The organism is Bradyrhizobium sp. CW1, from assembly GCF_023100665.1.
Classification (GTDB): domain Bacteria; phylum Pseudomonadota; class Alphaproteobacteria; order Rhizobiales; family Xanthobacteraceae; genus Bradyrhizobium; species Bradyrhizobium canariense_D.
In genome coordinates this window covers 4,242,970-4,266,741 of record NZ_CP064684.1, presented here as the reverse complement: position 1 = coordinate 4,266,741, position 23,772 = coordinate 4,242,970, and the positions used below count along the sequence as shown (strand labels likewise).

The 23,772-nt window shown below is 64.2% G+C and carries 21 protein-coding genes and 1 pseudogene; 15 read left to right on the top strand and 7 right to left on the bottom strand.

The features are described 5' to 3' along the window. Nucleotides 1-44: 44 nt before the first annotated feature. Both glpX and IVB54_RS21005 read left to right on the top strand, forming a co-directional pair. The gene (gene glpX, locus IVB54_RS21010; protein ID WP_018454427.1) at nt 45-1,046 is read left to right on the top strand and encodes a class II fructose-bisphosphatase; all 1,002 of its coding nucleotides are present in this window, start codon (nt 45-47) and stop codon (nt 1,044-1,046) included. Nucleotides 1,047-1,171: 125 nt separating this feature from the next. Then, nucleotides 1,172-1,891, top strand: a complete 720-nt coding sequence (locus IVB54_RS21005) for a haloacid dehalogenase type II (RefSeq protein ID WP_018454426.1) — start codon at nt 1,172-1,174, stop codon at nt 1,889-1,891. A 60-nt stretch (nt 1,892-1,951) separates the two neighbouring features. Here IVB54_RS21005 and IVB54_RS21000 read toward each other — a convergent pair whose 3' ends face one another. From IVB54_RS21000 to IVB54_RS20990, 3 genes are all read right to left on the bottom strand, one after another. Next, on the bottom strand, nt 1,952-3,772 hold the full coding sequence (locus tag IVB54_RS21000) for a peroxidase family protein (protein ID WP_018454425.1): 1,821 nt from the start codon (nt 3,770-3,772) through the stop codon (nt 1,952-1,954). Nucleotides 3,773-3,946: 174 nt separating this feature from the next. After that, nucleotides 3,947-4,918 (bottom strand): MBL fold metallo-hydrolase, encoded by a 972-nt coding sequence (locus tag IVB54_RS20995; RefSeq protein WP_026232731.1) that lies wholly within the window; start codon nt 4,916-4,918, stop codon nt 3,947-3,949. A gap of 309 nt (nt 4,919-5,227) precedes the next feature. Beyond that, nucleotides 5,228-5,893: a GntR family transcriptional regulator gene (locus tag IVB54_RS20990; protein ID WP_018454423.1), complete on the bottom strand. Its 666-nt coding sequence runs from the start codon at nt 5,891-5,893 to the stop codon at nt 5,228-5,230. Nucleotides 5,894-6,011: 118 nt separating this feature from the next. Between IVB54_RS20990 and IVB54_RS20985 the strand changes: the two genes are divergently transcribed. The 9 genes from IVB54_RS20985 to IVB54_RS20945 all read left to right on the top strand — a co-directional run bounded on the left by IVB54_RS20985 (nt 6,012) and on the right by IVB54_RS20945 (nt 14,850). After that, nucleotides 6,012-6,806, top strand: a complete 795-nt coding sequence (locus IVB54_RS20985) for an enoyl-CoA hydratase/isomerase family protein (protein ID WP_018454422.1) — start codon at nt 6,012-6,014, stop codon at nt 6,804-6,806. A gap of 9 nt (nt 6,807-6,815) precedes the next feature. Continuing rightward, entirely contained in the window at nt 6,816-8,075 is a 1,260-nt protein-coding gene (locus IVB54_RS20980; RefSeq protein ID WP_204511108.1) for a CoA transferase, read from the top strand. A gap of 52 nt (nt 8,076-8,127) precedes the next feature. Then, nucleotides 8,128-9,120: a tripartite tricarboxylate transporter substrate-binding protein gene (locus IVB54_RS20975; RefSeq protein WP_026232729.1), complete on the top strand. Its 993-nt coding sequence runs from the start codon at nt 8,128-8,130 to the stop codon at nt 9,118-9,120. Nucleotides 9,121-9,221: 101 nt separating this feature from the next. After that, on the top strand, nt 9,222-9,704 hold the full coding sequence (locus tag IVB54_RS20970; protein WP_018454419.1) for a tripartite tricarboxylate transporter TctB family protein: 483 nt from the start codon (nt 9,222-9,224) through the stop codon (nt 9,702-9,704). An 11-nt stretch (nt 9,705-9,715) separates the two neighbouring features. Then, nucleotides 9,716-11,302, top strand: a complete 1,587-nt coding sequence (locus tag IVB54_RS20965; protein WP_018454418.1) for a tripartite tricarboxylate transporter permease — start codon at nt 9,716-9,718, stop codon at nt 11,300-11,302. Continuing rightward, nucleotides 11,299-12,303, top strand: a complete 1,005-nt coding sequence (locus tag IVB54_RS20960; protein ID WP_018454417.1) for a 4-hydroxythreonine-4-phosphate dehydrogenase PdxA — start codon at nt 11,299-11,301, stop codon at nt 12,301-12,303. Before IVB54_RS20965 ends, IVB54_RS20960 begins: the two co-directional genes overlap by 4 nt. A 130-nt stretch (nt 12,304-12,433) precedes the next feature. Then, nucleotides 12,434-12,643, top strand: coding sequence for a hypothetical protein (locus IVB54_RS20955; RefSeq protein WP_083926364.1), 210 nt, complete (start codon nt 12,434-12,436; stop codon nt 12,641-12,643). A 134-nt stretch (nt 12,644-12,777) separates the two neighbouring features. Further along, nucleotides 12,778-13,839, top strand: a complete 1,062-nt coding sequence (locus tag IVB54_RS20950; RefSeq protein WP_247776434.1) for a glycosyltransferase family 4 protein — start codon at nt 12,778-12,780, stop codon at nt 13,837-13,839. Nucleotides 13,840-13,851: 12 nt separating this feature from the next. Then, on the top strand, nt 13,852-14,850 hold the full coding sequence (locus IVB54_RS20945) for a L,D-transpeptidase family protein (protein WP_018454414.1): 999 nt from the start codon (nt 13,852-13,854) through the stop codon (nt 14,848-14,850). A gap of 41 nt (nt 14,851-14,891) precedes the next feature. Here the strand turns inward: IVB54_RS20945 and IVB54_RS20940 are convergent, their stop codons facing one another. The 3 genes and pseudogenes from IVB54_RS20940 to IVB54_RS20930 form a co-directional block, all read right to left on the bottom strand. Beyond that, the gene (locus IVB54_RS20940) at nt 14,892-15,308 is read right to left on the bottom strand and encodes a cupin domain-containing protein (protein ID WP_247776433.1); all 417 of its coding nucleotides are present in this window, start codon (nt 15,306-15,308) and stop codon (nt 14,892-14,894) included. A gap of 10 nt (nt 15,309-15,318) precedes the next feature. Then, nucleotides 15,319-16,062: an SDR family oxidoreductase gene (locus IVB54_RS20935; RefSeq protein WP_018454412.1), complete on the bottom strand. Its 744-nt coding sequence runs from the start codon at nt 16,060-16,062 to the stop codon at nt 15,319-15,321. A 234-nt stretch (nt 16,063-16,296) separates the two neighbouring features. After that, nucleotides 16,297-17,309 (bottom strand): annotated as a pseudogene (locus IVB54_RS20930) (formylglycine-generating enzyme family protein). A gap of 359 nt (nt 17,310-17,668) precedes the next feature. Between IVB54_RS20930 and IVB54_RS20925 the strand changes: the two are divergent. Then, nucleotides 17,669-18,688: a helix-turn-helix domain-containing protein gene (locus tag IVB54_RS20925; protein WP_018454411.1), complete on the top strand. Its 1,020-nt coding sequence runs from the start codon at nt 17,669-17,671 to the stop codon at nt 18,686-18,688. A 126-nt stretch (nt 18,689-18,814) separates the two neighbouring features. Here the strand turns inward: IVB54_RS20925 and IVB54_RS20920 are convergent, their stop codons facing one another. Further along, nucleotides 18,815-19,891, bottom strand: a complete 1,077-nt coding sequence (locus IVB54_RS20920; protein WP_018454410.1) for a methyl-accepting chemotaxis protein — start codon at nt 19,889-19,891, stop codon at nt 18,815-18,817. Between the two features lie 277 nt (nt 19,892-20,168). Here IVB54_RS20920 and recJ point away from each other — a divergent pair, with 277 nt between their 5' ends. The 3 genes from recJ to IVB54_RS20905 all read left to right on the top strand — a co-directional run bounded on the left by recJ (nt 20,169) and on the right by IVB54_RS20905 (nt 23,772). Beyond that, nucleotides 20,169-22,010: a single-stranded-DNA-specific exonuclease RecJ gene (gene recJ, locus IVB54_RS20915; protein ID WP_018454409.1), complete on the top strand. Its 1,842-nt coding sequence runs from the start codon at nt 20,169-20,171 to the stop codon at nt 22,008-22,010. 45 nt (nt 22,011-22,055) lie between these two features. Next, nucleotides 22,056-22,865 carry a glucose 1-dehydrogenase gene (locus IVB54_RS20910; protein WP_026232728.1) on the top strand — a complete coding sequence of 270 codons (810 nt, stop codon included), beginning with the start codon at nt 22,056-22,058 and terminating at the stop codon, nt 22,863-22,865. Nucleotides 22,866-22,974: 109 nt separating this feature from the next. Beyond that, nucleotides 22,975-23,772, top strand: coding sequence for an aldolase (locus IVB54_RS20905; RefSeq protein WP_018454407.1), 798 nt, complete (start codon nt 22,975-22,977; stop codon nt 23,770-23,772).

Genomic DNA, 23,772 nt, shown 5'->3' with positions numbered 1-23,772 from the left:
GCGGCGGAGATGTCCGTCCAAAACTGTTTCGAAGGAGTGAGCCGATGTCGACCCATATTTCAGTCCCGCCGCAAGCATTGCTCGAGCGCATTCTCACGCTGGAGATCGTGCGTGTGACGGAGCGGGCGGCGGTGTCTTCGGCGCGTCTGCGCGGGCACGGCAACGAGAAGGCGGCCGACCAGGCCGCGGTGGACGCGATGCGGCGCGAGCTCAACAAGCTGCCGATCGAGGGCACCATCGTCATCGGCGAGGGCGAGCGCGACGAGGCGCCGATGCTCTTCATCGGCGAGAAGGTCGGCATGAACGCCGGCCCGCAGGTCGACATCGCCGTCGATCCGCTTGAAGGCACCACGCTGTGCGCCAAGAACATGCCGGGCTCGATTGCCACCATGGCGATGGCCGACGGCGGCACGCTGCTGCACGCCCCCGACGTCTATATGCAGAAGCTCGCGATCGGTCCCGGTTACGACAAGGGCGTCGTCGAGCTCGATGCGACACCGGCCGAAAACGTCCGCCGGCTCGCCAAGGCCAAGGGCGTCAAGCCCGACGGCATCACCGTTCTCGTGCTCGACCGGCCACGCCATGCCAGCATCATCGAGAGCGTGCGATCGACTGGCGCCGCCGTGCGCCTGATCACCGACGGCGACGTCGCCGGCGTGATCCACTGCGCCGACCCCGACAATACCGGCGTCGACATGTATCTCGGCACCGGCGGCGCGCCGGAAGGCGTGCTCGCGGCCGTGGCGCTGCGCTGCATTGGCGGCCAGATGCAGTGCCGTCTCATCCTCGACTCCGACGAGAAGCGCGAGCGCGCCGCCAAGATGGGCGTCAGCGATCCCAAGATGATCTACGGCATCGAGGACATGGCGCGCGGCGACTGCCTGTTCGCAGCCACCGGCGTCACCACGGGCTCGCTGCTGTCGGGCGTCAAATTCCGCAAGGACGGCGTGATCGAGACCGAGACGGTGGTGATGCGCTCCGTCACCGGCACCGTGCGCTACATCAAGGCCGAGCACCGCGAGCTGGCGAAATTCCACCTCGACTGACGACTGCCGTCATTCAGGACGGCGCGACAGCGTCGAGGCCGGAATCTCGTGCCAATAACCTCTGGATTCCGGGGCCGCTCTGACGAGAGTCCCCGAATGACGAACAACAAAAAGAGGAAGCGCACATGTCCGACCTCTCCGCCGTCAAAGCCCTGGTCTTCGACGTGTTCGGCACCGTCGTCGACTGGCGCACCAGCCTGATCACCGACTTCATGTGGTGGGCGAAGGGCCGCGGCATCAGCGCCGACTGGACCGCCTTGGTCGACGGCTGGCGCGGCATGTACATGGCTTCGATGGATGACGTGCGCAAACATCCCGAGCGCGGCTACGTCATGCTCGATGATCTGCATCGCCGCTCGCTCGAAAAACTGGTCGCGCAATTTTCGATTCCAAAGCTGACCGAGGCCGATCTCGATCACCTCACCAAGGGGTGGCACCGCTTGCACCCGTGGCCCGACAGCGTCGCCGGCCTGACCCGACTGAAGACGAAATTCGTGATCTCGCCGCTGTCGAACGGCAATGTCGCGCTGCTCACCAACATGGCGAAGTTCGCAGGGCTTCCCTGGGACCTCATCATGTCGGCCGAGCTGTTCGAGCACTACAAGCCCGATCCCGAAACCTATCTCGGCGCCGCGCGCCTGCTCGGCCTCAAGCCGGAGCAGGTGATGATGGTCGCGGCCCACAACGGCGATCTCGCCGCCGCGCAGAAGAACGGGCTGAAGACGGCCTTCGTGGCGCGGCCGACCGAATACGGTCCGCTTCAGAAGGTCGATTTCGAGGCCACCGGCAATTGGGACATCGTCGCCAAGGATTTTGGTGGGATCGCCGACAAGCTCGGGTGCTAGGGCGGCTGACGCTCATCCGAGGCGGACGAGGCCCGGAATGCTGAACATATGGGCCAAGGCTCAGCCTCGCAGGACGTTCCACGGGGCGAAGGCATTGTTGACGCCCTCGAGCGCCGGTCCGAGTTGCGGCATATGCCGCAGCAGCACCGATTTCATTCCGTTGTTGTGGATCCAGTCCAGACCGAAGTTGGTGTAGACTTCCGCGCGGTAGTCATCGGTGAAGAACCGGTCGCTCTTCAGACGCCGCGATGCCATCAGGATGAAAATGCGGAAGGCGGTATCGCTGAAGCCGAAACCCTCCGGCAGGTCCTCGGCCAATAATCCGACCATCAGATCAACGCGATCGACGTTGCCCTTGTAGATCGCGCGCATCTTCCTGGCGGCACCGGGGATGCTGGTGATTTCTTCGAATGTGTTGACCCGCTTCTTGCCGACCAGCTCGCGAAACCGGTTGTAGCGCGGCACGCCGCGCTCGCGATCACGCATGATGTCGATCGCGGCCACGTCGAGCAGCGGCTGGCCGTCTTTCGTGAACCGGCGCAGGAAGTTGGGAAAATTGTGGAGGCGAATGGCGCCGGGATGAGCGGTGCCGAACGAGTACAGCAGGTTCGCGAAGCCGTGAGTCTGCATGAACTTGCGGGAGGCGGGGCCCTGCATTTTGACCAAGTCGCTAGCGGTAATCTCTGTGCTATCGAGCCGCCGTACATCAAGGTTTTCCGGGATCAACGGGTGCAGGCGGTACACGGCGGTGAATTCCTCGGTCATCGCGTAGGGCGCGCTGTGCTGATCCGTCGGAGAGCCGATGATGCCAAAGGCGGCTTCGCTGTTCTTGCCGAGCACGGCGCGCAGCACCCGGCACGGGATCCCCGACCAGTTGGCGTGCATGCTGAAGTCCAGTGCGGGATGGCCGAGGATGCCTGGCGTCCATTCGACGGTGTGGATCTTGGCGATCAGGGCCGCGTTGATCAGGCGCGCATGCTGGAATAGCTCCTCGTCCTTCCAGGTCGGATACCGCGCCTTCAAGCCGTCGCAGATGACATTGTGCTCGCGTGCAAAGAGATTGTGCAGCAGGCTGAGCCCCACCCACCAATTGTCGTTGAAGCCGGTGAGATCGGCGCCGGGATGCACCGGATCGGCTGGAAGCATCCCATCATCGCCGACCGCGATCTTCCCATCTGCCCCGGAACGGATCTGCATCTGCCTTGCGCGGTCGCTGCCGTAGATTTGTCCGGCGTCCCACCAGTGCGAGTTGAGGTTGCGGAACGTGGGGGTCGCGCCGAGCCATGGTTCACGTGGCGTCTCGTCGCAAACGGTCCGACGGATCTTCATGCAGTCGTCGATCCGCTCATCCGCAGGCCATTCGTCGTTTGGCGTCAGCGGAATTTTGAACTCGTTTCCCGACTTAGGGGCCCCATGGCTGAACCAATTATGCGTTTCGAACTGGATCCAGGCGGCGGCCAGCAGATTGAGGCTGGTCGCCGGAATAAATTCGTGGCGCGCCAGCAATTCCTCCGAGATCACGCGCGGACTGGGTTCGAGCAGGTCGTCCAGGCTGTCCGGTACGCATTCGGACAGCGCGAAGTTACGTCCGAACCGGGCGCCAGCCATCCCCATGCGCGGATGGTCGAGGCTGTTGAACGAGCCGTCGGCGGAACGCCACCGGTCATTGCCCGTGTTCCAGCGAGGCGATGTCGTGCCGTAGCCGGTATGGTGCAGATTGCGCTCCCGCAGCCGGTCGCGGAACGCCGAGAGATTGACGGCTCCGAGCAGGGTCGGCAGTTTGTCCCATGTGACAAAGAAGTTGACGGCCCGATAGATAACATCCGGGACCCATTGGAGCAGGTCGCGATGGAAGACAAAACCATCGTTCTCGCGGGACATTGACGCTCCCAAACGCAATTGAGCGAAATGAACTTAACTTGCAACTAGGAAGTAATGTTCGCCAACGCCGCCGGAGGCATCACGCAATTTGAAGTTCTTTACCGGCCAGTCGGACGGCGGTGATCGTTCGGATGGTCCGGGCGGCGCGTGCGTCGCCCGGACCAGATCCGGCGATTACAAAGTCATCTGCATCGGTTCGGGATAATAGTGGAATCCTTCACCCGCCTTGGCGACATGGCCATAGCCCGGCCAGGCGAAGTGATAGGACATCACGGGCGTCTTGTTCGCAGCAAGCATGGTCAGCAGTTTTACGCGTGACTCGGCCGCCTGCTTCGGGTCGGTGTCGTAGGAGAATTCCATCCGCGGCCGCTCGAGCAGCAGGACGGGATGATGCGACAGGTCACCAAGGAAGGCGAAGGACTTGCCGGCCGACGAGACCATGAAGATGGTGTGGCCGACGGTATGACCGGGCGCTGCGATTGCCTGCACGCCAGGCAGAAATTCCTGGCCGTCCTTGAAGAACACGATGCGGTCGCGGACCGGCAGCAGGTTCTTGCGGGCGTGAACGACGAAATCCTTGGCCGCGCTGCCGAGCTTGCCTTCGTCGGTCCAGAAGTCGAAATCGGTCTGCGAGATGTAGATCTGCGCGTTGGGAAACAGCGGCTTGCCGCCGTCGTCCACGATGCCGCCGATGTGGTCGATATGGGCATGCGAGCAAACCACGGCGTCGATGTCGCCGGGCTTGATGCCGGCCTCGGTCATGCTCTTCTGCTGCCGACCGGTGGTGACGCCGAACATCTTGGATGAGCCCATGCCGGTATCGAACAGGATGAGCTTGTCGCCGGTGTTGACGATCGGCGAGTTCTGCTCGAGCACGACATTGTCCGGCGACAGGAAATTGTCGACGAGCATCTTCTTCACCTCTTCCTTGGAAACACCGGTGAAGGTGCCCGAGGGATCGCCCAGGGGAAGCGGTCCGTCGGACACGACGGTGACTTCGGCGTCGCCGAGAACGAAGCGGTGCCAGTAGGGCGTCTGGGTGCCGAGCTTGGGAGCGCGCGCCAAGGCGCTGCCGCCGAGCATTGCGCTGGCACCAAGGCCAGCCCCGAGGGTCAACAAGGACCGACGTGAGACATCGATTGTCATGCGTTTCCTCCGCTTTTGTCTTTTGTTTTGCGCAATTGCTTGCGCGTTACATTCGGCCCGCGCCGATGGTCGAATGCTGCGCCGGTTCAGGCAGGCGAGCAAGTGGAATTGATTTGGCGATGATCTCGGTTTGTCGAAGTTGGATGCGCAATTCCGGCGCGCGACAAAAGACGTCCGTTGCCGACGAGCCTCGTCAGCACGATCCGTGCCAGTACGGCCAAAGGCAATCAATGATTGTGTCGTGATTGTGTCTGCTGGCCGCCCGATACGGCGTGACCGCAAGATTCTTTGTACGCCGCGACCTATGGCTCATGCAATTCTCGGCGCGAGCTCGCTCCCTTCCGTTTCGGCAAAGCCCGCCTGCAAAACCTCTTCGCGCTTGTGGCGCAAATGCGCTCGCAGGATATGGGCGAGGCCGACGCCGTCGCGCCTCTGCAGTGCGTTCAGGATGGCATCGTGCTCCTTCACGGCGACCGCCCAGCGTTCGGGCGTCATCGGCGTGACATAGCGCGCGCGGCGGATGCGCGCGGTCACGGACGTATACAGCCCCGCGAGCACCGGGTTTCCGGCCGCAACGACGATGGCTTCGTGAATGGCGCGGTTGCCGCGATAGTACTGGATCAGATCGCGTTCGCGATAATGCCGCACCATGTCCGCGTGCGCGGCGGCAATCGCGTCGATCTCGGCATCGGTGATGCGTTCGCAGGCGAGTTCGCCGGCGAGCGCCTCGAGACCCTGGCAGACCTCGAACAAGTCGCGCATGTCCTTGTCGGTCAGTTTTGCTGCGCGCGAGCCGCGATGCGGCAGGAGCTGCACGAGACCTTCGGCGGCGAGCACCTTGAGCGCCTCGCGGAGCGGCGTGCGCGATATCTGCAGCCGCTCGCACAGTTCGCGCTCGGGAATCCGCGCGCCCGGCGGGATCTCGCCGTCGAGCAGGATGGCCCGGATGCGGCCGACGACTTCCTCATGAAGCATGGGTCTGAAGTCCAATTGAATGCAAAAATGGAGCTATATACGCATTAATGCAAGTTCCGGCTTGTAAATTGATCATTTTGCATTCAAAAATGTAGAAAAGCAGAAGGACATCGAGGAAATGGACCAGCAGGTGAAGGCGGAAGACCTCGTTTTCGAGCGCCAGGACGGGATCGGGCGGATCACCTTCAACCGCCCGCAGGCGCGCAACGCCTTCACTTTCGCGATGTATGAGCGGCTCGCCGCGATCTGCGAGGAGATCAACGACGATCACGCGATCAAGGTACTGGTGCTGCGCGGGGCCGGCGACAAGGCGTTTGCCGCGGGCACCGACATCAATCAGTTCCGCGATTTCAAGTCGCCGCAGGACGCGATCGACTACGAGAACCGCATCGATCGAGTGTTGACCACGCTCGAGCAGTGCCGCGTGCCGACGATCGCGGCGATCAACGGGTTCTGCACCGGCGGCGGCGCGGGCATTGCCGCGGCATGTGACCTCCGCATCGGCACCCAAAGCGCGAAAATCGGCTTTCCCATTGCCCGCACGCTCGGCAACTGCCTGTCGATGTCCAATGTCAGTCGTCTCACCGCGCTGATCGGCGCCGCCCGCGTCAAGGATCTGATCTTCACGGCGCGGCTCGTCGACGCGACCGAGGCTGCCAGTGTCGGGCTGCTCGGCGAGGTCGTCGAGGATATCGCCGCGCTCGAAAGGCGCGCGGACGAGGTTGCCAAATTGCTCGCCAGCCACGCGCCGCTGACGCTGAATGCGACCAAGCAGGCCGTGGCGCGCCTGCAAAGGCGCCTGACGCCCGACGAGGGCGAAGACCTCATCCTGATGTGCTACACGAGCCAGGATTTTCGCGAAGGGCTCGATGCTTTCCTCACCAAGCGCGCGCCGCAATGGCGCGGCCAATAGGACGCCCCGATGCAAAGCGATCGCTCGCAATCAACCTCCGGCCGTTCGGGGCCGCTTGCCGGCCTCAAGGTGATCGATCTCACCCATGTCATGGCAGGGCCGACCTGCACCTTGATGCTGGCCGATATGGGCGCCGACGTCATCAAGATCGAGAAATCGCCGAACGGTGACGACACCCGCCATTCGGTGCCGCCGAAGATCGGCGACGAGGCGGCCTCCTTCCTGATGATGAACCGCAACAAGCGCGGCATCGTGCTGGATCTGAAGACCGATGGCGGCAAGCAGGTGTTGCGGCGGCTGATCGCGGGCGCCGACGTGCTGGTCGAGAATTTTGCGCCGGGCGCCATGGAGCGCCTCGGCTTCGGCTATGACGACCTGCACAAGCAGCATCCAACGCTGATCTATTGCTCGCTGTCTGGCTTCGGCCGCACCGGACCCTACAAGCATCGCCGCGGCTTCGATCTGGTCGCCCAGGCCATGAGCGGAATCATGAGCTTTACCGGCGAACGTCCCGATGGTCCGCCCGTGAAATGCGGCCCGCCGCTGTCCGACATCACCGCCGGCCTGCTGGCGAGCATGGGCATCCTCGCGGCCTACACGCACCGTCTCAAGACCGGCGAAGGGCAGTGGGTCGAGACCTCGCTCTATGAGGCCGCGCTGGTGCAGACCTACTGGCAGTCGACCATCGCGCTGGCCGCGGGCACCGCGCCGCGGGCCATGGGTTCGGCGCATCCGCTCAACGCGCCATATCAGGCGTTCGAGGCCTCGGACGGCTGGTTGGTGGTCGGCGGCGCCAACAAGAAGCATTGGCTGTTGATGCTGGAGGCGCTCGGCGCAAGCGAGCTCGCAGCCGATCCACGCTTCGTCACCGGCGCCGACCGCATGGCCAATTTGAAGGAGCTCGAAGCTGTTCTGAGCGAGCGCTTCCGCACCCGCACGCGCGCGCACTGGCTGGCGGCACTGGACGAGAAGGGCGTGCCGTGCGGGCCCGTGCACGACATGCTGGAGGCGCTCAGCGATCCGCAGACGCTGGCGCGCGAGATGGTTGTCGAGGTCGAGCATTCCACGCTCGGGCCCGTGAAGACGATCGGCTTGCCGGTCAAGTTTTCGGAGACCCCAGGCAAAGTGCGCACGGGCGCGCCGGTCTACGGTGAGCATACAAGCGAGGTGCTGGCCGAGCATGGGTTCGACCGGAAGCAGATCGACGCGCTCGAACAAGAAGGCGCAATCGTGTTGGCATCGGGAAGAGGCGAGGAACGGGTCGCCTGACCGGACGTCGAAAACAACAAGAACAAGAGACAAAAATAAGCTGGAGGACATCATGGGTCAGACATCAAAACTTCTGCTCTCCGCAGCCGTAATTGTGCTCGCCGGCACGACGCCGGCGCTCTCGGCGTGGCAGCCGCAAAAGCCGATCGAGTTCGTGGCGACCGCCGGGCCCGGCGGCGGCACGGACAATCTCGCGCGCGCCGTGCAGAACATCATCACCAAGCACAAGCTGGTGGAGCAGCCGATCGTCGTCGTCAACAAGGGCGGCGGCAGCGGCGCGGAAGGCTATGTCTACGGCAAGGCGTCCGCCGGCGATCCCTACAAGGTGATCTTCGGCACGTCGAATGCCTGGCAGCAGCCGCTCGTCTCCAAGGTCGCTTTCAACTACACCGATCTCACCCCGATCGCGGCGATGGCGCAGGACGAGTTCCTGCTCTGGGTCAAGCAGGACGCGCCCTACAAGACGGCGGGCGATTATCTGAAGGCGGCCGCATCAGGCGAGTTCAAGATGGGCGGCGCGCAGTCAAAGGATACCGACGAGGTGCTGACCCGCATGATCGAGAAGGCCGGCCACATCAAGCTGACCTATATTCCCTTCAAGAGCGGCGCCGAGACGGCCGTGCAACTCGCCGGCGGACACCTGGACTCTCACGTCAACAATCCCAGCGAGAGTCTCGGGCAATGGCGTGGCGCCACCCAGCGCCCGCTTTGCGTCTTCAGCCCGAAGCGGCTGCCGCAGGGCGCCAAGGTCACCGCGACCGAAGGCTGGGGCGATGTTCCGACCTGCGTCGAGCAGGGCCTCGACATCAAGCAGTATGAGCAGCCGCGCACAGTGTGGCTCCCCGGCAAGGTCACGCCGGACCAGGCCGCGTTCTATGTTGACCTGATGAAGAAGGTGCAGGCGACGCCGGACTGGAAGGACTACATCGAGAAAACCTCCCAGGTCGACACGTTCCTGACCGGTGCCGAGTTCGACAAGTTCATCAAGGAGGATCTCGAGCGCGTCAGGCTGGTTGCGAGCGAGCAGGGTTGGTTGGTCAAGTGAGGCTGCGCACGCCTCAAACCCCTCCGCCGGAACGACAGCGAACGCTGGGAAAACACGTGCGCCATAATCGGACACTGTACGTGGCCTGACCGGAGCCCTCGATGATATCGCGCCGCGCTCTCGAACTTGCGACAGCCGTTCTCACCGGCAGCTTCGGTGTGGCGGTCGTCATTTCCAGCCTCGATAACGGCATCGGCTGGTCGAGCGCGGGCGTGGACGCCGGGACGTTTCCGTTCCTGACCGGGATCATCATCGTGCTCGGGAGCCTCTACAACCTGTTTCGAGGTGTCATGCCGGCCGCGACGCTCGCCAGCGTCCCAATTGCCATCACATCGATCGAGCTGCGCCGGCTTGCCGGCCTGTTCGTGCCGGCCGCGATTTTCGTGGCTGCGATCCCGTTGGCCGGGGTGTACGTCGCCTCGGCCCTGTACATCTTCGCGGTACTGGCGATCCCCCGACAACAATCCGTGCCGCGCGCGCTTGGCATGGCGGCGGCGACAGCGCTTGCGCTCTACATCGTGTTCGAGCGCATGTTCCAGGTGAGCTTGCCGCACGGCGCGCTCGCCGCGGCGTTCGGCTTCTGACGGAGAGGCCGATGGACAATCTCGGGGAACTCCTTCACGGCTTCAGTATCGCGATCACGCTGCCGCATCTGGCGCTGATGGTGATCGGCGTGCTGCTCGGCATTCTCGTCGGCGTGCTGCCCGGGCTGGGTGCTCCGAACGGGGTGTCGCTGCTGCTGCCGCTGACTTTCGGCATGCAGCCGGTCTCTGCCATCATCCTGCTCTCCAGCATGTATTGGGGCGCGTTGTTCGGGGGATCCGTGACCTCGATCCTGTTCAACATCCCGGGCGAGCCGTCGTCTGTCGCCACCACCTTCGACGGCTACCCGATGGCGCGCGATGGACGGCCGACGACGGCGCTCGCCACCGCCTTCGGCTCGGCGGCATTCGGCGCGCTGATCGGCGTCATCCTGATCACCTTCCTCGCATCATGGGTGGCGCAAGTCGCACTCGCCTTCGGGCCAGCGGAATATTTTGCGGTCTATTTTCTTGCCTTCGCCAGCTTCGTCGGCATGGGCGGGGCTGCTCCGATCAAGACTGTCGTCGCGCTGGCGATCGGCTTTGCCATCGCCGCCATCGGCATCGACACCGTCTCCGGCAGCGTGCGCCTCACCATGGGCGTCGACGAGCTGGTCAAGGGCGTCAACTTCGTCGTCGCGGTGATGGGCCTGTTCGGCATCGGCGAGCTGCTCGTGGCCGTCGAAGAGGAGTTTCATGCCCGCGCGGTCTCGTCGAAGATAGAGTGGCGCGAGGTGTTTCGCGCGATCGGTCGCCTGCCGCGGCATAGCGTTGCGCTGTTGCGCAGCGCGGCGATCGGATGCTGGATGGGGATCACGCCCGGTGGCCCGACTGCGGCATCGTTCATGAGCTACGGCATCGCCCGGCGCTTCTCGCGCCGTGGCAGATATTTCGGCACCGGGGAGCTTGAAGGCATCATCTCGCCGGAGACGGCCGATCATGCGGCTGGCACCAGCGCGCTTCTGCCCATGCTCTCGCTCGGCATTCCCGGCTCGGCCACTGCGGCCGTCATGATGGGCGGGCTGATGATCTGGGGCCTCAATCCCGGGCCGATGCTGTTCGTCGACCAGAAGGACTTTGTCTGGGGCCTGATTGCCTCGATGTATGTCGGCAACATCGTCGCCGTCGCACTCGTGCTGCTGACCGTTCCGGTCTTCGCGGCCCTGATGCGGATTCCCTTCGTGATCATCGCGCCGCTGATCGTGATCATCTGCGTCGTCGGCGCCTATTCGGTATCGAACTCCTATCTCGATGTCGTCATGATGCTCGGCTTCGGCATCGTCGGCTATCTCTTCAAGAAGCTGTTCTATCCGCTGGCGCCGCTCGTGCTCGCGATCGTCATCGGGGACAAGGCCGAGGACGCGTTCCGGCAGTCGATGCTGATGTCCAAGGGATCGCTCGGGATCTTCTTCGCCAACAAGCTGGTGACATGCCTGATCGTGGCCGGCATCGCACTTTTGCTGCTTCCGCTCGTGCTGCAGCTTGCGCGCCTGCTGCGCAAGCCTGCGCCGTCCACCGACGAGACGACAGCCCAAGAGAGAACGCAAGAGAGAGCTCAAGAGACCGCTCAAGAGACCGCTCGGGAGAAAGTGATCATATGACCGCAAAGCCGCTCATTGCATTGGCAATGGGAGATCCCGCCGGCATCAGCCCGGAATTGACCGCAAAGCTCGTGGTGCAGGACGATATCCGCGCCCGCAGCCAGATTGTCGTGATCGGCGACCGCCGCATCTTCGACGCGGGCGCGCGCGTTGCCGGCGTCGAGCCGGAGCTGACAACAGTGGAGCAGGGGGCCGATCTGCGCGCGGCGGAGGGCGAGACTCTGTTCGTCGACCTCGGCCATCTCGATCCCGGCGACATCCAGCAGGGGATCGCGAGCCTTGCCGGCGGCAGGTTCGCGCTTGCCAACTACAAGCACGCGCTCGAGCTCGGCCGCGACGGCCGGGTCGATGCCGTCTGCTTCACGCCGTTCAACAAGCAGGCGATGCGGCTGGCCCGCGCCGAGTATGACGACGAGATCGCATTCTCCGCCGAAGTGGTCGGACTCAAAACCCCCGCAAGCGAGTTCAATGTGCTGGACCGGCTGTGGAACGCCCGCGTGACGTCCCACATCCCGCTCAAGGACGTCGCCGCGCGACTGTCCGGCGAACGCATCCATAGCGCGCTGAAGCTGACCGATGCCTGCATGCGCAACGCCGGCTTCGCACGGCCGCGCATCGCGGTCGCCGGTCTCAATCCGCATGCCGGTGACGGCGGCAATTTCGGCCGCGAAGAGATCGACATCATTGCGCCCGTGGTCGCCGCCGGCCAGCGCGATGGTATTGCCGCGGAAGGGCCATTTCCCGCTGACACCGTATTCCTGCGCGCCAAGGGCGGCGCCTTCGATGCGGTGCTGACGATGTATCACGACCAGGGCCAGATCGCGATGAAGCTGATGGGTTTTGATCGTGGCGTGACTTTGCTTGGCGGCTTCCCGTTCCCGATCTGCACGCCCGCGCACGGCACCGCGTACGACATTGCCGGGCAGGGCATTGCATCAATCGGGGCCAGCCGCGCCGCGCTGGTGCTAGCCGGAGAGATGGCGGCTCGTCGCGTCGCCTGATTTCTCCGAGGGCGCCTGCTTGTGCCCGCGGTGGCCGTGCGCAGCTTCGGGCCCCACCGGGAAAAAGTGGAAACTTCCGCCGTCGTAACGAGTTGCTGTCCCATGAACGTCTCCATCTCGGAGTTGGAACATGGTAGACGACGACCCGCTGCGAACGGCGGTGGATATTGCTTGGTCCGTTTACCGCGCCCGGCATCGCCACGTCGATGCCGCAGATTGCCGTCGCTGCCTGCTCGAGCGTCATCTGCAAGGGAGATGGGAAGCGCGCGGGAGCGATGCCGAAGAACTCACGGGATTCGGGATTGCCTACCTCGATCGGCTTCCCGAGGACGAATGTTAAGGCTCGTGGAAGGGCTCGTCTGCCGGGTCGCGGCCGCAAGTGCCAGGCCGAATTGGACGCTGCTCGCGATTTCGAACCTTCTGTCCGCCGCGATCGTGCTGATCGTGCGTGCGGCGGCTTGACGGTAGCCTGCCATGCGCATCGCTCAGCTTGCTCCCCTGGCCGAAAGCGTCCCTCCGAAGCTCTACGGGGGCACCGAGCGGGTGGTGGCCTGGCTGGTGGATGGGCTGGTCGAGCTCGGCCACGAAGTCACGCTGTTTGCGAGCGGCGATTCCAGGACGAATGGTGCGCTTCATCCGGTCTGGCCCCGCGCGCTGCGGCTCGGACAGAAGGGGGCGGACCCGACCGCCGCAAGCGCGATGCTGATGGAGGCAATCGCAAGGCGTGCGAAAGAATTCGACGTAACCCACGCGCATGTCGACTGGCTGTCCCTGCCGTTGCTCAGTCGTCTCGGCGTGCCGTTCCTCACGACCATGCACGGTCGCCTCGACTTGCCTGGGCTACCCGACGTCGTCAGGCACTTCCCTGAAGCATGCTTCGTGTCGATTTCCGATCATCAGCGGCTGCCGCTTCCGGATGCGAAATGGATCGGAACCATCCAGCACGGGCTGCCGCCCGATCTGTTTCGGCCGTCCTACGAACCGGGGTCCTATTTGGCGTTTCTCGGGCGGCTCACCGCAGACAAGGGTCCGCAGGACGCCATCCGTATCGCGCGCGCAGTCCAGATGCCCCTCCATATCGCCGCGAAGGTCCCGCGCGCCGAGACGGCCTACTTCAGGAACCACATCGAGCCGAACGTCGACGGCAAGGATATCCGGCTTGTTGGGGAAGTCGATGACGCGAAGAAACAGCCCTTCCTTGCCGAAGCCGCTGCTCTGCTGTTTCCGATCGATTGGCCGGAGCCGTTTGGGCTGGTCATGATCGAAGCGATGGCATGCGGAACGCCCGTGATCGCCTATCGCTCCGGCTCCGTCCCCGAAGTCATCGAACATGGATTGACCGGCTTCATCGTCGAGAACGAGGAGCAGGCCGTCAAGGCGATCGGCGAACTGGGAAAACTGGATCGAAGGAAGGTGCGCGCCCGCTTCGAGGAGCGCTTCTCTGCGAGCCGAATGGCGAGGCAGTACGAACACCAATACCGCAGGCTCGCTGGCGCCGCGGCTCGGGAGTTGATCACTGAACCGTCGGAAACGTGAAAGGAGCAGCCGATGTCGCTCGGAAAAGCGGGGCAGATTTGCATCTTTCTGGTCTTCGCTCTGGCTGCGCCGCCGGCGTTCGCCGCGGAGATCGACGCCGCTGCCATCAACGTCGCCGAGCCGTCGAAGAAAACCCTGTCGAACGATAAGCCGACCGCGGCGGGGGTCCGGTTGCAGGTCCTGCTGGACCGCGCGCACTTCTCGCCCGGCGAGATCGACGGCAGATTCGGCGAGAACGCCAAAAAGGCGTTGCGGGCCTATGCCGAAGCACGGCAGCTGCCGGTTTCGGACGCCGTGACGGACGATGTCTGGACCGCGTTACGGGCGGACGACCGGCCGGTGACGATGACCTATGCCATCACCGAGCAGGACGTGGCGGGTCCTTTCCTGAAAAAGCTGCCGTCGAGGATGGAGGACATGAAGGAGCTTACAAAGCTCGGCTTCACCAGTGCGCGCGAGGCCCTGGCCGAGAAATTTCACATGAGCGAGCAGCTCCTGGTCGCGCTCAACTCCGGGCGTCATTTCGATCGCGCCGGCGACACCATCGTCGTGGTGGACACATCAGGCGCAGGCGAGGGCATCCCCACCAAGGCCGAGAGGATCGAGGTCGACAAGATCAGGCAGACCGTAAAACTGTTCGACAAAACGAATGCGCTGATCGGATTTTATCCCGCGACCGTCGGCAGCGAAGAGAAGCCGTCGCCCTCAGGTACGCTCAAGGTCACGGAAGTCAGCCGAAATCCGTACTATCGCTACAATCCCGCTTATCGCTTCAAGGGCGTCCATTCCCGCAAGCCCTTCACCATCAAGCCCGGCCCGAACAATCCGGTCGGCACGGTCTGGATCAACCTGTCTGCCGAGGGCTACGGCATTCACGGCACGCCTTCGCCGGAGAAGATTTCCAAGGCGGAATCTCACGGCTGCGTGCGTCTGACCAATTGGGATGCCGAGCGCGTCGCCGGGCGTGTCTCGAAGGGCACGCCGGTGGCATTCGTGGGCAGCCCCGGATGAACAAACGCCTCGAGGTGGCAACGCCGCTCGCCGATTGTGCGCTATTTCGGGATCGGCATCGTCAGCTCCTTGTCGGCCGTATCCACCACGAAGACGGCCAGCAATTTTGCGGGTTCGGTCTCGCTGGCATTGGCGCTGACGGCATGGCGGTCGCCGGGCTTTTCGGAGAAGTTCTCGCCCTTGTGAAAGACCTTGGCCGGGCCGTCATTGACCTGACTGCGTATCGCTCCTTCCAGGACGGTGGCGTAGATGAAAGCCGAGGGCGCGTGGATGTGGGCCGGCGAGGAGCCTCCGGGACCATACTCGACCAGTACGCCCTTCATGCTCTTGCCCGGGACATTGGGCAGCGCCTGGTCGAACACGACCGTCACCTTGGCCGTGGGCGTCGCCGTCTCGACGGCATGGGCTGTCAGGAATGATGCGGCATAAACAGCGGTTGCGATGAGCAATCTGCGCATGGGGGTCTCCTCAAAGTCTCGCGAGCCATGTTGCGAGCGGCGTTTTGCCAAGCCGCGCCTCGCCGAGAGGGTTCAGCGATGTGTCGTCGATGGGAGCGCCGTAGTACGGCGCCTTTGGGTCTCCCACCACCGGTCGGGGGTCGCCGGACGCCTTCAGGCGGCGTGCGATGAATTCATCAAAGGGCGCCTTCTCAGGTCCTGCGATATCGATCGTGCCGTTGAGCGGCGGGCTCATCGCGACTTCTGCGAGGCGATCGGCCACGTCCTCGGCCGCGATGGGCTGAAACAATGCCGAGGGAACAACGATCCCACCCTCGGCCGCACCCATCTCGGCAATGGCGCTGAGGAATTCGAAGAACTGGGTGGCGCGGACGATCGAGTAGGGGACCGGCGAAGACTTGATGATAGTCTCCTGCGCCAGCTTGGCGCGAAAATAGGAGTTATCGGGCGAGCGCTCGGTTCCGACGATCGAGAGCGCCACATGATGCTTCACGGCCGCTGCGGCCTCAGTCGCAGCGAGGTTTTTGCTCGAACGCTCGAAGAATTCCAGCACGGCCGCGGGCTCCCAGGACGGCGCGTTGGCAACGTCGACGACGACATTGGTGCCCGCCAGCACTGCTGCGAGACCTTCCCCGGTCACCGCGTTCACGCCCGACTTCGGCGAAGCCGCGACCGCGTCGTGGCCTTGCTGCTTGAGCTTCGCCACCAGCTTGGATCCGATCAATCCGGTCCCGCCGATCACGACGATCTTCATGGCCTATCTCCTCGGCACGTTGCGGGCGCGAGCGTTTCAGGGTCGACGGCGCGCGCGTCGCGATGCGATGAGGCGACTCTTACCGGGGAAATGGGGCAGGCTCTTGCCTGTAACCGGCCTGCCTTGTCCAAAAATGATGAAGATGTTTATCGATCGCCGATAGATAAGTTGCATATCGAAATAGCCCGACGCGCGGAGCGCACCGCTGGCGCCAGCCACCACCAGCGGCGCGCGCTAGATTGCAGCACGTCCTTCGTGTCGGCGTTCGGTTACAGACGGCAATCGCACTACGCAGCGGAACCCGACATGGCTGGTCGAGGTATCGACCGGCTCGGCGTGCCGCGCGGCCGGGCGGTATCGGCGGCAATAGTTCGGCGCGCAGAGGTGCGAGCCGCCCTTGAGGACCGTGAGCGGAATCTGGATGTCGGGGAGGCGAGGGTCGTAGCTTGTGTGCTCACCGCCGCCGCGGGGATTTTTGGGGATGCAGCAGGGTTTTGCGGCGTCGGCGGCGTGTTTTGACGACCACCAGTCGGAGGTCCACTCCCAGACATTGCCGATCATGTCGTAGAGGCCGTAGCCGTTCGGCGGGAAGGCCATGACCGGCGAGGTACGCTCGTACCCATCCTCGCCGAGATTCTGGACGGGGAAGTTGCCCTGCCAGATATTGGCCATGTGTTTGCCGCCCGGCATCAGCGCATCGCCCCAGGCGTATTCCTCCGCCTCGAGGCCGCCACGCGCCGCAAATTCCCATTCCGCCTCCGTCGGCAGGCCCTTGCCGGCCCAGTGGGCATAGGCTGCCGCATCGCTAAAGGAGACGTGGACGACGGGATGATCGTCGAGATCCTCGATGTGCTGCCAGGACCATAGGGATGACGCCAGTTGGCGCCGCGCAGGAATGTCCACCACTGGCTCCAGTCGGTGAGATCGGTGATGCGCGGCAGCGGTGAGAACACCCGCGATCCCGCGTAGAGCATCTCTGCCAGCGCGCCCGGATAGTCCTTCGGATCGGGAACGATCTGCGCCTCGGTGACATGGCCGGTTGCGTCGACGAACTGCTTGAACTGCCGGTTGGTCACGGGCGTGCGGTCTATCCAGAAGCCGTCGACAGCAACGCGATGGCTCGGCGCTTCCTCGGGATAATGATGGTCGGATCCCATGCGAAAGGTTCCGCCGGGAATGAAGACCATCTCGCCGGTCTTCAAATCATCCGGCAACCACTCGCAGTGATCCAGATCTGCTCGCAACATGGTGGAAGCTCCGATGCTCGTAGTCCACCTGATGCTACTGCGCCAACCTGGCAGACTTCGACGATAGCTCTCTGCCCGGCCCATTAGACGCATTGTCTAGCCCCGTTTTTTTGGCACTCGGGGAGAGGAGGACGCTGCGTCAACATCTCTTTCTTTTGCACGCACGTTTTCGACCACGCGGCAAATCCATGCCGCGTGCGCTCTGCCATCCCCAAAGCGCGTCCGCTCAATATCGCTAAGGTTGCAAACGGTACCCGAAGATTGGACGGCTGTGATGTGCAGTTTGTGCCAGTCTGCGGGGGAGTTGGTGAGGCCTCGCGTGCCGCAGAATTGTCGCGCTTCAGTAACACGGTACAGCCATGGGGCAAGTCCTCCTGGTTGATTCGCGCAAGCTGGACGGTTTCGAAGGACTTCAGCAGGCCGTCCACGGCTCGCATGTCGATGTGATGCAACTCGGCCGCGGTCGGTTGCGCGGAACGTTGTCCCATGTCGGCATCGGCGACTTCTCGCTCAGCATTGGTGCGTTCAACGTCGGCATGCGCACGCAGCGGGTTTCCAGCGACGACAAGCTGATCATCGGGATGCTGCTCGCGGCCGAAGAGCGCGTCGCCCACTGGTCGTTCGACATGCAGCTCAACGATGTGCTCGTCATTCCGCCGCTGCTCGAACATGACGGTGTTTTTCACGGCGGCTCCGCTTACGCCGCCATGCGGTTCGACCTCAACGAGGTCGCGACGCTGTTCGCCGGAAAAGCACGGCTGAGTGATCCTGACACCTGGCGCAGCCGCGGTCATTTCCGCGCGGACATCGAGAGCGGCGCGATCGCCTCGCGCCGCCTGGTCCGGATCATGTCGCACCTGCGCGACAACAAATACGGACTGACGCCATCAACAGCCGATTTCTGGAAACGATCGATCGCCGAATGCATGGCTGCCAACGTCGCGTCGTCGCTGCCACCCGACGGCAATGGCTGGCTCCCTTCCGCGCGACGGCTGATCCGCAAGGTCGAGGAGTTTCTCGACGACGCCGGCACCCGTCCGGTGCACGTGTCGGAAATTTGCGCGGCGCTCGGCGTATCGCGGCGCACCCTTCACCGCGCGTTTCAGGAGGTATTCGGTCTCGGCCCGGTCAGCTTCCTCAGGCACAAGCGTCTTTGCGCTGTTCATTCGATCCTGCACCAGAGCGCACCCGGCTCGACCACCGTGACAGCGGTCGCCATGCAGCAGGGCTTTTACGAACTCGGCCGGTTCTCGCAATACTACCTGGCAATGTTCGGAGAGCGTCCGTCGCAAACGCTCGGAATCGCGGCGGTGCAGGCCGCCGAAGACGAGATCGCCAGAGCCTCGCGCTTTGAGCCTGGACCGCGAACGACGCCATGATGGCATGCATGCCAGTGTTTTGCAGGCGTCAAACGGCGAAAAAACTGTCATGAAAACAACCGGATGGCTACCGTGTATGGGGTTGTTTTCACGGTTTTGAGTTGGATAGGCGAGCCGCCTCCAGCTTCAGGCCCCGCAGACGATCACGCCGTACCAGCCCAGGCCGCGATAGGTCTCGTAGCCGGGCGTCGCATGGAACGCGACCAGCGTGCCCGAGCCGTCCTGGTAGAAGCCGGAACGCTGGCCGTTGAGCGACAGCGAGATGCGTTCGCTGAGAATGCCTTGTCCGTCGGAAGCGGCGATCACGCGAAGATTGGAGTCGACCAGCAGCACGCGCGCCTTGTCGCTGTCGCCAACGCGCACGCCTTGCACGATGGCGCGGGCCTGCGCCTCCCAGTCGAAATGGATGGCGAGCACCCCGATCGGCGCGCCGTTGGCCTGGCCGCCGGCGCGGACGCTGGCGCAATAGGTCGCGACCTGGGCATTGCCGAGCAGCGGCTGGTTCTCGACGTCGCCGGCGACATAGTCGTCGCCGGAGCGCAGGGTCTTGGCCTCGCGAAACCATTTGGTGTGGGCGACGTTCTGGCCGACAGCGCGAAAGCGGTCGGCGCGGCCGTTGGCGATGACGTTGCCGTCGAGATCGCAGAGCCAGAGGTCGAGATAGACGGTATAGGCTCCTAGGATCACACCGAGACGCTGCGAGGCATGGGACACGGCCGCGGCGTCGGGCGAGGCCGCGCAACCGACCAGCGCGGAATCGGTCGCCCACCAGCGCACGTCGCAGGTCCGTTCATAGAGGTTGCGGTCGATCAGCTCGATGGCGTTGAGCGAGAGGTCGACCATGCGCTCGCCGCGCGAGCGCTGGCTCATGCGGTCGATCGAGGCGACGAGGTCGCCGGTGCGCTTGGTCAGCTGGCTTTCGAGTTCGCGGGCGATAGTCTCGACCTGCTGGCCGACGCCGCGGACCTCCTGCGCCACCACGGCGAAGCCCGCGCCCTGCGCGCCGGCGCGCGAGCTTTCGATCAACGCGTTCAGCGCCAGCATCTTCATCTGGTTGGTGATCTGCTGGATCGCCTTGGTCTTGTCGACCGCGATCTGGTTGACCTCCGCCGTGAGGCGGTTGATCAGCGCGGAGATGTCGGAATCATCATCAGCGGGTTCATTTGCGATCGGCTTGGCTTTGAGACCCAGCGCAGCAGACATCGGGGGCTTCCCTTGGCAATGAGGTCTGATCTGCAACGAACCCGGAACAATCACTGACAGATCGAATACGATTCTTTTTCGAAGATTCCGCCTAACGCCTGCTTAATTTGCTGTTTTGCGGAATGCTCAAATGATAGTCAGTCCGGGTAGCAAAGCGGCAATCCACCGCTTTGTGCCGCGCAGACGTTGCAAATCCCGAGGGATTGCGGGCCAATCGTCCGTCGGCCGGACGATGCAATCCCTCCGGCTCCCAGGTTCCTCAAACCGACAGCTGTTCATGACGCCGCCCGCTACCGCCTTGCCCGTCGAAGCGCCCCAGGCGTTCCTGGGAGTGGCGCGCTCGCTCACCGACAAGCTTTGGCGCGACCGGCTGGATGCCCGCGGGGCGGCGAAAGCGCTTGCCATCGTGCAGCGCCACCAACTGCCCGAGCTCCTGGCGCGGGTGCTGGCAGGCCGCGGCGTCGACAGCGACGCCGTCGCAGATTTCCTCGATCCCACCATCCGCAAGCTTCTGCCGGACCCGTTCACGGTGACGGAGATGGAGGCCGCCGCGAAGCGGATCGCGGATGCCGCAGCGAACGGCGAGAAGGTCGCGATCTTCGGCGACTACGATGTCGACGGCGCGACCTCGGCGGCGCTGCTGACCTGGCATCTGCGGCATTGCGGGCTCGATCCGCTGATCCACATTCCCGACCGCATCTTCGAGGGCTACGGGCCCAACACGGAAGCCGTGCGCGCGCTGGCCGAAAAGGGCGCCACGCTGCTCGTCACCGTCGATTGCGGCACCACCAGCATCGAGCCGCTCGCCGAAGCAAAACGTATCGGCATGTCCGTCGTCGTGATCGACCATCATCAGGCCGGCACGGAGCTGCCGGAGGTCGACGCGCTGGTCAATCCGAACCGGCTCGACGATCTCTCCGGCCTCGGCCATCTCGCCGCCGTCGGCCTCGTGCTGGTGACGCTGGTCGCGGTCAATCGTGAATTACGCCAGCGCGGCTTCTGGAATGCGGAGATGCCCGAGCCGGATCTGCTCGGCATGCTGCATCACGTCGCGCTCGGCACGGTTGCTGATGTCGCGCCGCTGATCGGTCTCAACCGCGCGTTCGTCGCCAAGGGCCTGATCGCGATGCGGCGGCGCGACCATGTCGGCCACACAGCGCTGATGGACGTGGCGCGGCTCAACGGCCCGCCGGAGGCCTGGCATCTCGGCTTCATGCTGGGGCCGCGCATCAATGCCGGCGGTCGCATCGGCCGCGCCGATCTCGGCGTGCGCCTGCTTTTGGAGGGTGACAGCGTCGAGGCCGCGCGGATCGCCGCCGAACTCGACCGCCTCAACAGCGAGCGCCGGGTCATCGAGCAGGCGGCCGAAGCGCAGGCCGAAGCCGAGGCGCTCGCCTCGATCGGGCTCGAGGACAAGATCGGCGTGATCGTCACGGCCTCCGAAGGCTGGCATCCCGGCGTGGTCGGTCTCGTTGCGTCCCGGTTGAAGGAGAAGTTCTCGCGGCCCGCCTTTGCGATCGCGCTGGAGCCCGGGGGCATCGGCACCGGCTCCGGCCGTTCGATTGCCGGCGTCGATATCGGCAAGGCCGTGCGGCAGGCGGTCGCCGATGGCATTCTGCTGAAGGGGGGCGGCCACGCGATGGCTGCGGGGGTCACGCTGCGGAAGGAAAAACTCGCCGAGTTTCGCGCCTACCTCGAGAATGCGTTGGGGCGCGACGTTGCCGAGGCGCGCCACGTCAACGAGCTCTACATCGACGGCGCGGTCTCCGCGCGCGCGGTGACGACCGAGCTTGCAGCGACGCTCAACCGCGCGGGTCCCTTCGGCAGCGGCAATCCGGAAGCCGTGTTGGCGCTGCCGGCGCACCAGCTCGTCTATGCCGACGAGGTGGGACAGGCACATTTGAGGCTACGCTTCAAGTCGGGCGACGGCGCCATCGTCAACGGCATCGCGTTCCGTTCGATCGGACAGAAGCTCGGCAACGCGCTCGTTGCCAATCGCGGCCAGCAATTGCATGTCGCGGGATCATTGTCGGTCGATCGCTATCAGGGCGCCGAGCGTGTGCAATTTCGCGTCATCGACGTCGCGCTACCCGATCAGGGACCATCCATGATTAGATAGGCCCGGCAAACAACAAAAAAGCTAACAGCAAAACTGGGAGTGAACATGGCAGGGCAGGTTGAGGGTAAAGTGGCGCTGGTGACGGGCGGCGCCTCCGGCATCGGCGAAGCCGTCGTCGAGCTATTCGCGCGCGAGGGCGCCACCGTCATTGCCACCGACATCGACGAGCTGCGCGGCCCCGAGCTCGCCAATCGCATCACCAAGGCCGACGGCAAGGCGATTTTCCTGGAGCAGGACGTCACCAGCGAAGAGCGCTGGATCGAGATCACAGCCGAGATCGCGAAGCGCTTTGGCCGGCTTGATATTCTCGTCTCCAACGCCGGCATCGGCATCGCCGTGCCCTCGATCGTCGACATGACGCTCAGCGACTGGCGCAAGCAGAACGCGATCAACCTCGACGGCGTCTTCCTCTCGGTCAAGCATTGCCTGCCCTTGATGCGCAAGACCGGCGGCGGCTCGATCGTCATGATGTCCTCGCTCGCGGGCCTGCGCGGCGCGCCTGGGCTGTCGGCCTATTCGGCGACCAAGGGCGGCGTGCGGCTGTTCGCGAAGTCAATCGCGATGGAGTGCGCGGCCGCCGGCGACGGCATCCGCGTCAACTCCGTCCATCCCGGCATCATCGACACCCCGATCTGGGGCAAGATCCCGACCGGCGCGACCGGCAACCAGGGCAATGCACCGATCGATCCCGAGGAGCGTGCGCGCCTCGTCACGCCGCTCGGCCGCGCCGGCCATGCTTCTGAGATTGCCTCCGGCGTGCTGTATCTGGCCTCCGATGCCTCGTGCTACGTCACCGGCAGCGAGCTCGTCATCGACGGCGGCATGAATGCCGGCGGCGTGCCGCGGCGGCAATAGACCGCCTCGCGGGCTGCGAAGGGCAGGGTGGCGCCCGCGGGGGCTGACGCGCAGGCGTCGGACCTGTACAACGCGGGCGTCTTCCGATCGACAGAGGTGTCCTTCCGCCATGGCGCACAGCCTTCACTCATCGTCCTCCACGCCAGCAACGTTCCGCTCGAACCGTCCGGACCTCGTCACCGACGCGATCCGCAGCGCGCGCGAGGATCTTGCCGCCTGCTTTCGGATGGCTGCGCGCAACGGCTTTGAGGAGGGCATCTGCAACCACTTCTCGGCCGTGGTGCCGGGCCATGACGATCTCTTCCTGGTCAACCCTTACGGCTACGCCTTCCGCGAGCTGACCGCGTCAAAGCTGCTGATCTGCGATTTCCACGGCAGCGTGCTCGACGGCGAGGGCGTACCCGAGGCGACCGCGTTCTACATCCATGCCGAGATGCACAAGCGCCTGCCGCGCGCCAAGGTCGCCTTCCACACCCACATGCCCTACGCCACGGCGCTGTCGATGACCGAGGGCGATCCGCTGATCTGGGCCGGCCAGACCGCGCTCAAGTTCTACGGTCGCACCGCCGTGGACCGCGACTACAACGGCCTCGCGCTCGACAACCGCGAAGGCGCGCGCATCGCATCCGCCGTTGGGGATGCCGATATCATCTTCATGAAGCATCACGGCGTGATGGTGTTGGCACCGACCATCGCGGAAGCCTGGGACGATCTCTACTATCTCGAACGCGCCGCCGAGGTGCAGGTGCTGGCGATGTCGACCGGGCGACAGATGCTGCCGGTCGATCCCGCGATTGCAGCCGAGACCTACAGGCAGATGCGCGAGGGCGATTCCGAATCTGCACGGCTGCATCTTGCGGCGATCCGGCGGCAGCTCGATGCGGAGGAGCCGCAATACCGGCATTGA

What these genes read in the sequence shown, in the direction of transcription:
- IVB54_RS20970 (WP_018454419.1), top strand. Translation starts at nt 9,222, where the DNA reads ATGATATCGCGCCGCGCTCTCGAACTTGCGACAGCCGTTCTCACCGGC.
- IVB54_RS20990 (WP_018454423.1), bottom strand. Translation starts at nt 5,893, where the DNA reads ATGCTTCATGAGGAAGTCGTCGGCCGCATCCGGGCCATCCTGCTCGAC.
- IVB54_RS20905 (WP_018454407.1), top strand. Translation starts at nt 22,975, where the DNA reads ATGGCGCACAGCCTTCACTCATCGTCCTCCACGCCAGCAACGTTCCGC.
- IVB54_RS20975 (WP_026232729.1), top strand. Translation starts at nt 8,128, where the DNA reads ATGGGTCAGACATCAAAACTTCTGCTCTCCGCAGCCGTAATTGTGCTC.
- IVB54_RS21000 (WP_018454425.1), bottom strand. Translation starts at nt 3,772, where the DNA reads ATGTCCCGCGAGAACGATGGTTTTGTCTTCCATCGCGACCTGCTCCAA.
- recJ (WP_018454409.1), top strand. Translation starts at nt 20,169, where the DNA reads ATGACGCCGCCCGCTACCGCCTTGCCCGTCGAAGCGCCCCAGGCGTTC.
- IVB54_RS20910 (WP_026232728.1), top strand. Translation starts at nt 22,056, where the DNA reads ATGGCAGGGCAGGTTGAGGGTAAAGTGGCGCTGGTGACGGGCGGCGCC.
- glpX (WP_018454427.1), top strand. Translation starts at nt 45, where the DNA reads ATGTCGACCCATATTTCAGTCCCGCCGCAAGCATTGCTCGAGCGCATT.
- IVB54_RS20955 (WP_083926364.1), top strand. Translation starts at nt 12,434, where the DNA reads ATGGTAGACGACGACCCGCTGCGAACGGCGGTGGATATTGCTTGGTCC.
- IVB54_RS20945 (WP_018454414.1), top strand. Translation starts at nt 13,852, where the DNA reads ATGTCGCTCGGAAAAGCGGGGCAGATTTGCATCTTTCTGGTCTTCGCT.
- IVB54_RS20965 (WP_018454418.1), top strand. Translation starts at nt 9,716, where the DNA reads ATGGACAATCTCGGGGAACTCCTTCACGGCTTCAGTATCGCGATCACG.
- IVB54_RS20935 (WP_018454412.1), bottom strand. Translation starts at nt 16,062, where the DNA reads ATGAAGATCGTCGTGATCGGCGGGACCGGATTGATCGGATCCAAGCTG.
- IVB54_RS21005 (WP_018454426.1), top strand. Translation starts at nt 1,172, where the DNA reads ATGTCCGACCTCTCCGCCGTCAAAGCCCTGGTCTTCGACGTGTTCGGC.
- IVB54_RS20995 (WP_026232731.1), bottom strand. Translation starts at nt 4,918, where the DNA reads ATGACAATCGATGTCTCACGTCGGTCCTTGTTGACCCTCGGGGCTGGC.
- IVB54_RS20985 (WP_018454422.1), top strand. Translation starts at nt 6,012, where the DNA reads ATGGACCAGCAGGTGAAGGCGGAAGACCTCGTTTTCGAGCGCCAGGAC.
- IVB54_RS20940 (WP_247776433.1), bottom strand. Translation starts at nt 15,308, where the DNA reads ATGCGCAGATTGCTCATCGCAACCGCTGTTTATGCCGCATCATTCCTG.
- IVB54_RS20920 (WP_018454410.1), bottom strand. Translation starts at nt 19,891, where the DNA reads ATGTCTGCTGCGCTGGGTCTCAAAGCCAAGCCGATCGCAAATGAACCC.
- IVB54_RS20925 (WP_018454411.1), top strand. Translation starts at nt 17,669, where the DNA reads ATGGGGCAAGTCCTCCTGGTTGATTCGCGCAAGCTGGACGGTTTCGAA.
- IVB54_RS20950 (WP_247776434.1), top strand. Translation starts at nt 12,778, where the DNA reads ATGCGCATCGCTCAGCTTGCTCCCCTGGCCGAAAGCGTCCCTCCGAAG.
- IVB54_RS20980 (WP_204511108.1), top strand. Translation starts at nt 6,816, where the DNA reads ATGCAAAGCGATCGCTCGCAATCAACCTCCGGCCGTTCGGGGCCGCTT.
- IVB54_RS20960 (WP_018454417.1), top strand. Translation starts at nt 11,299, where the DNA reads ATGACCGCAAAGCCGCTCATTGCATTGGCAATGGGAGATCCCGCCGGC.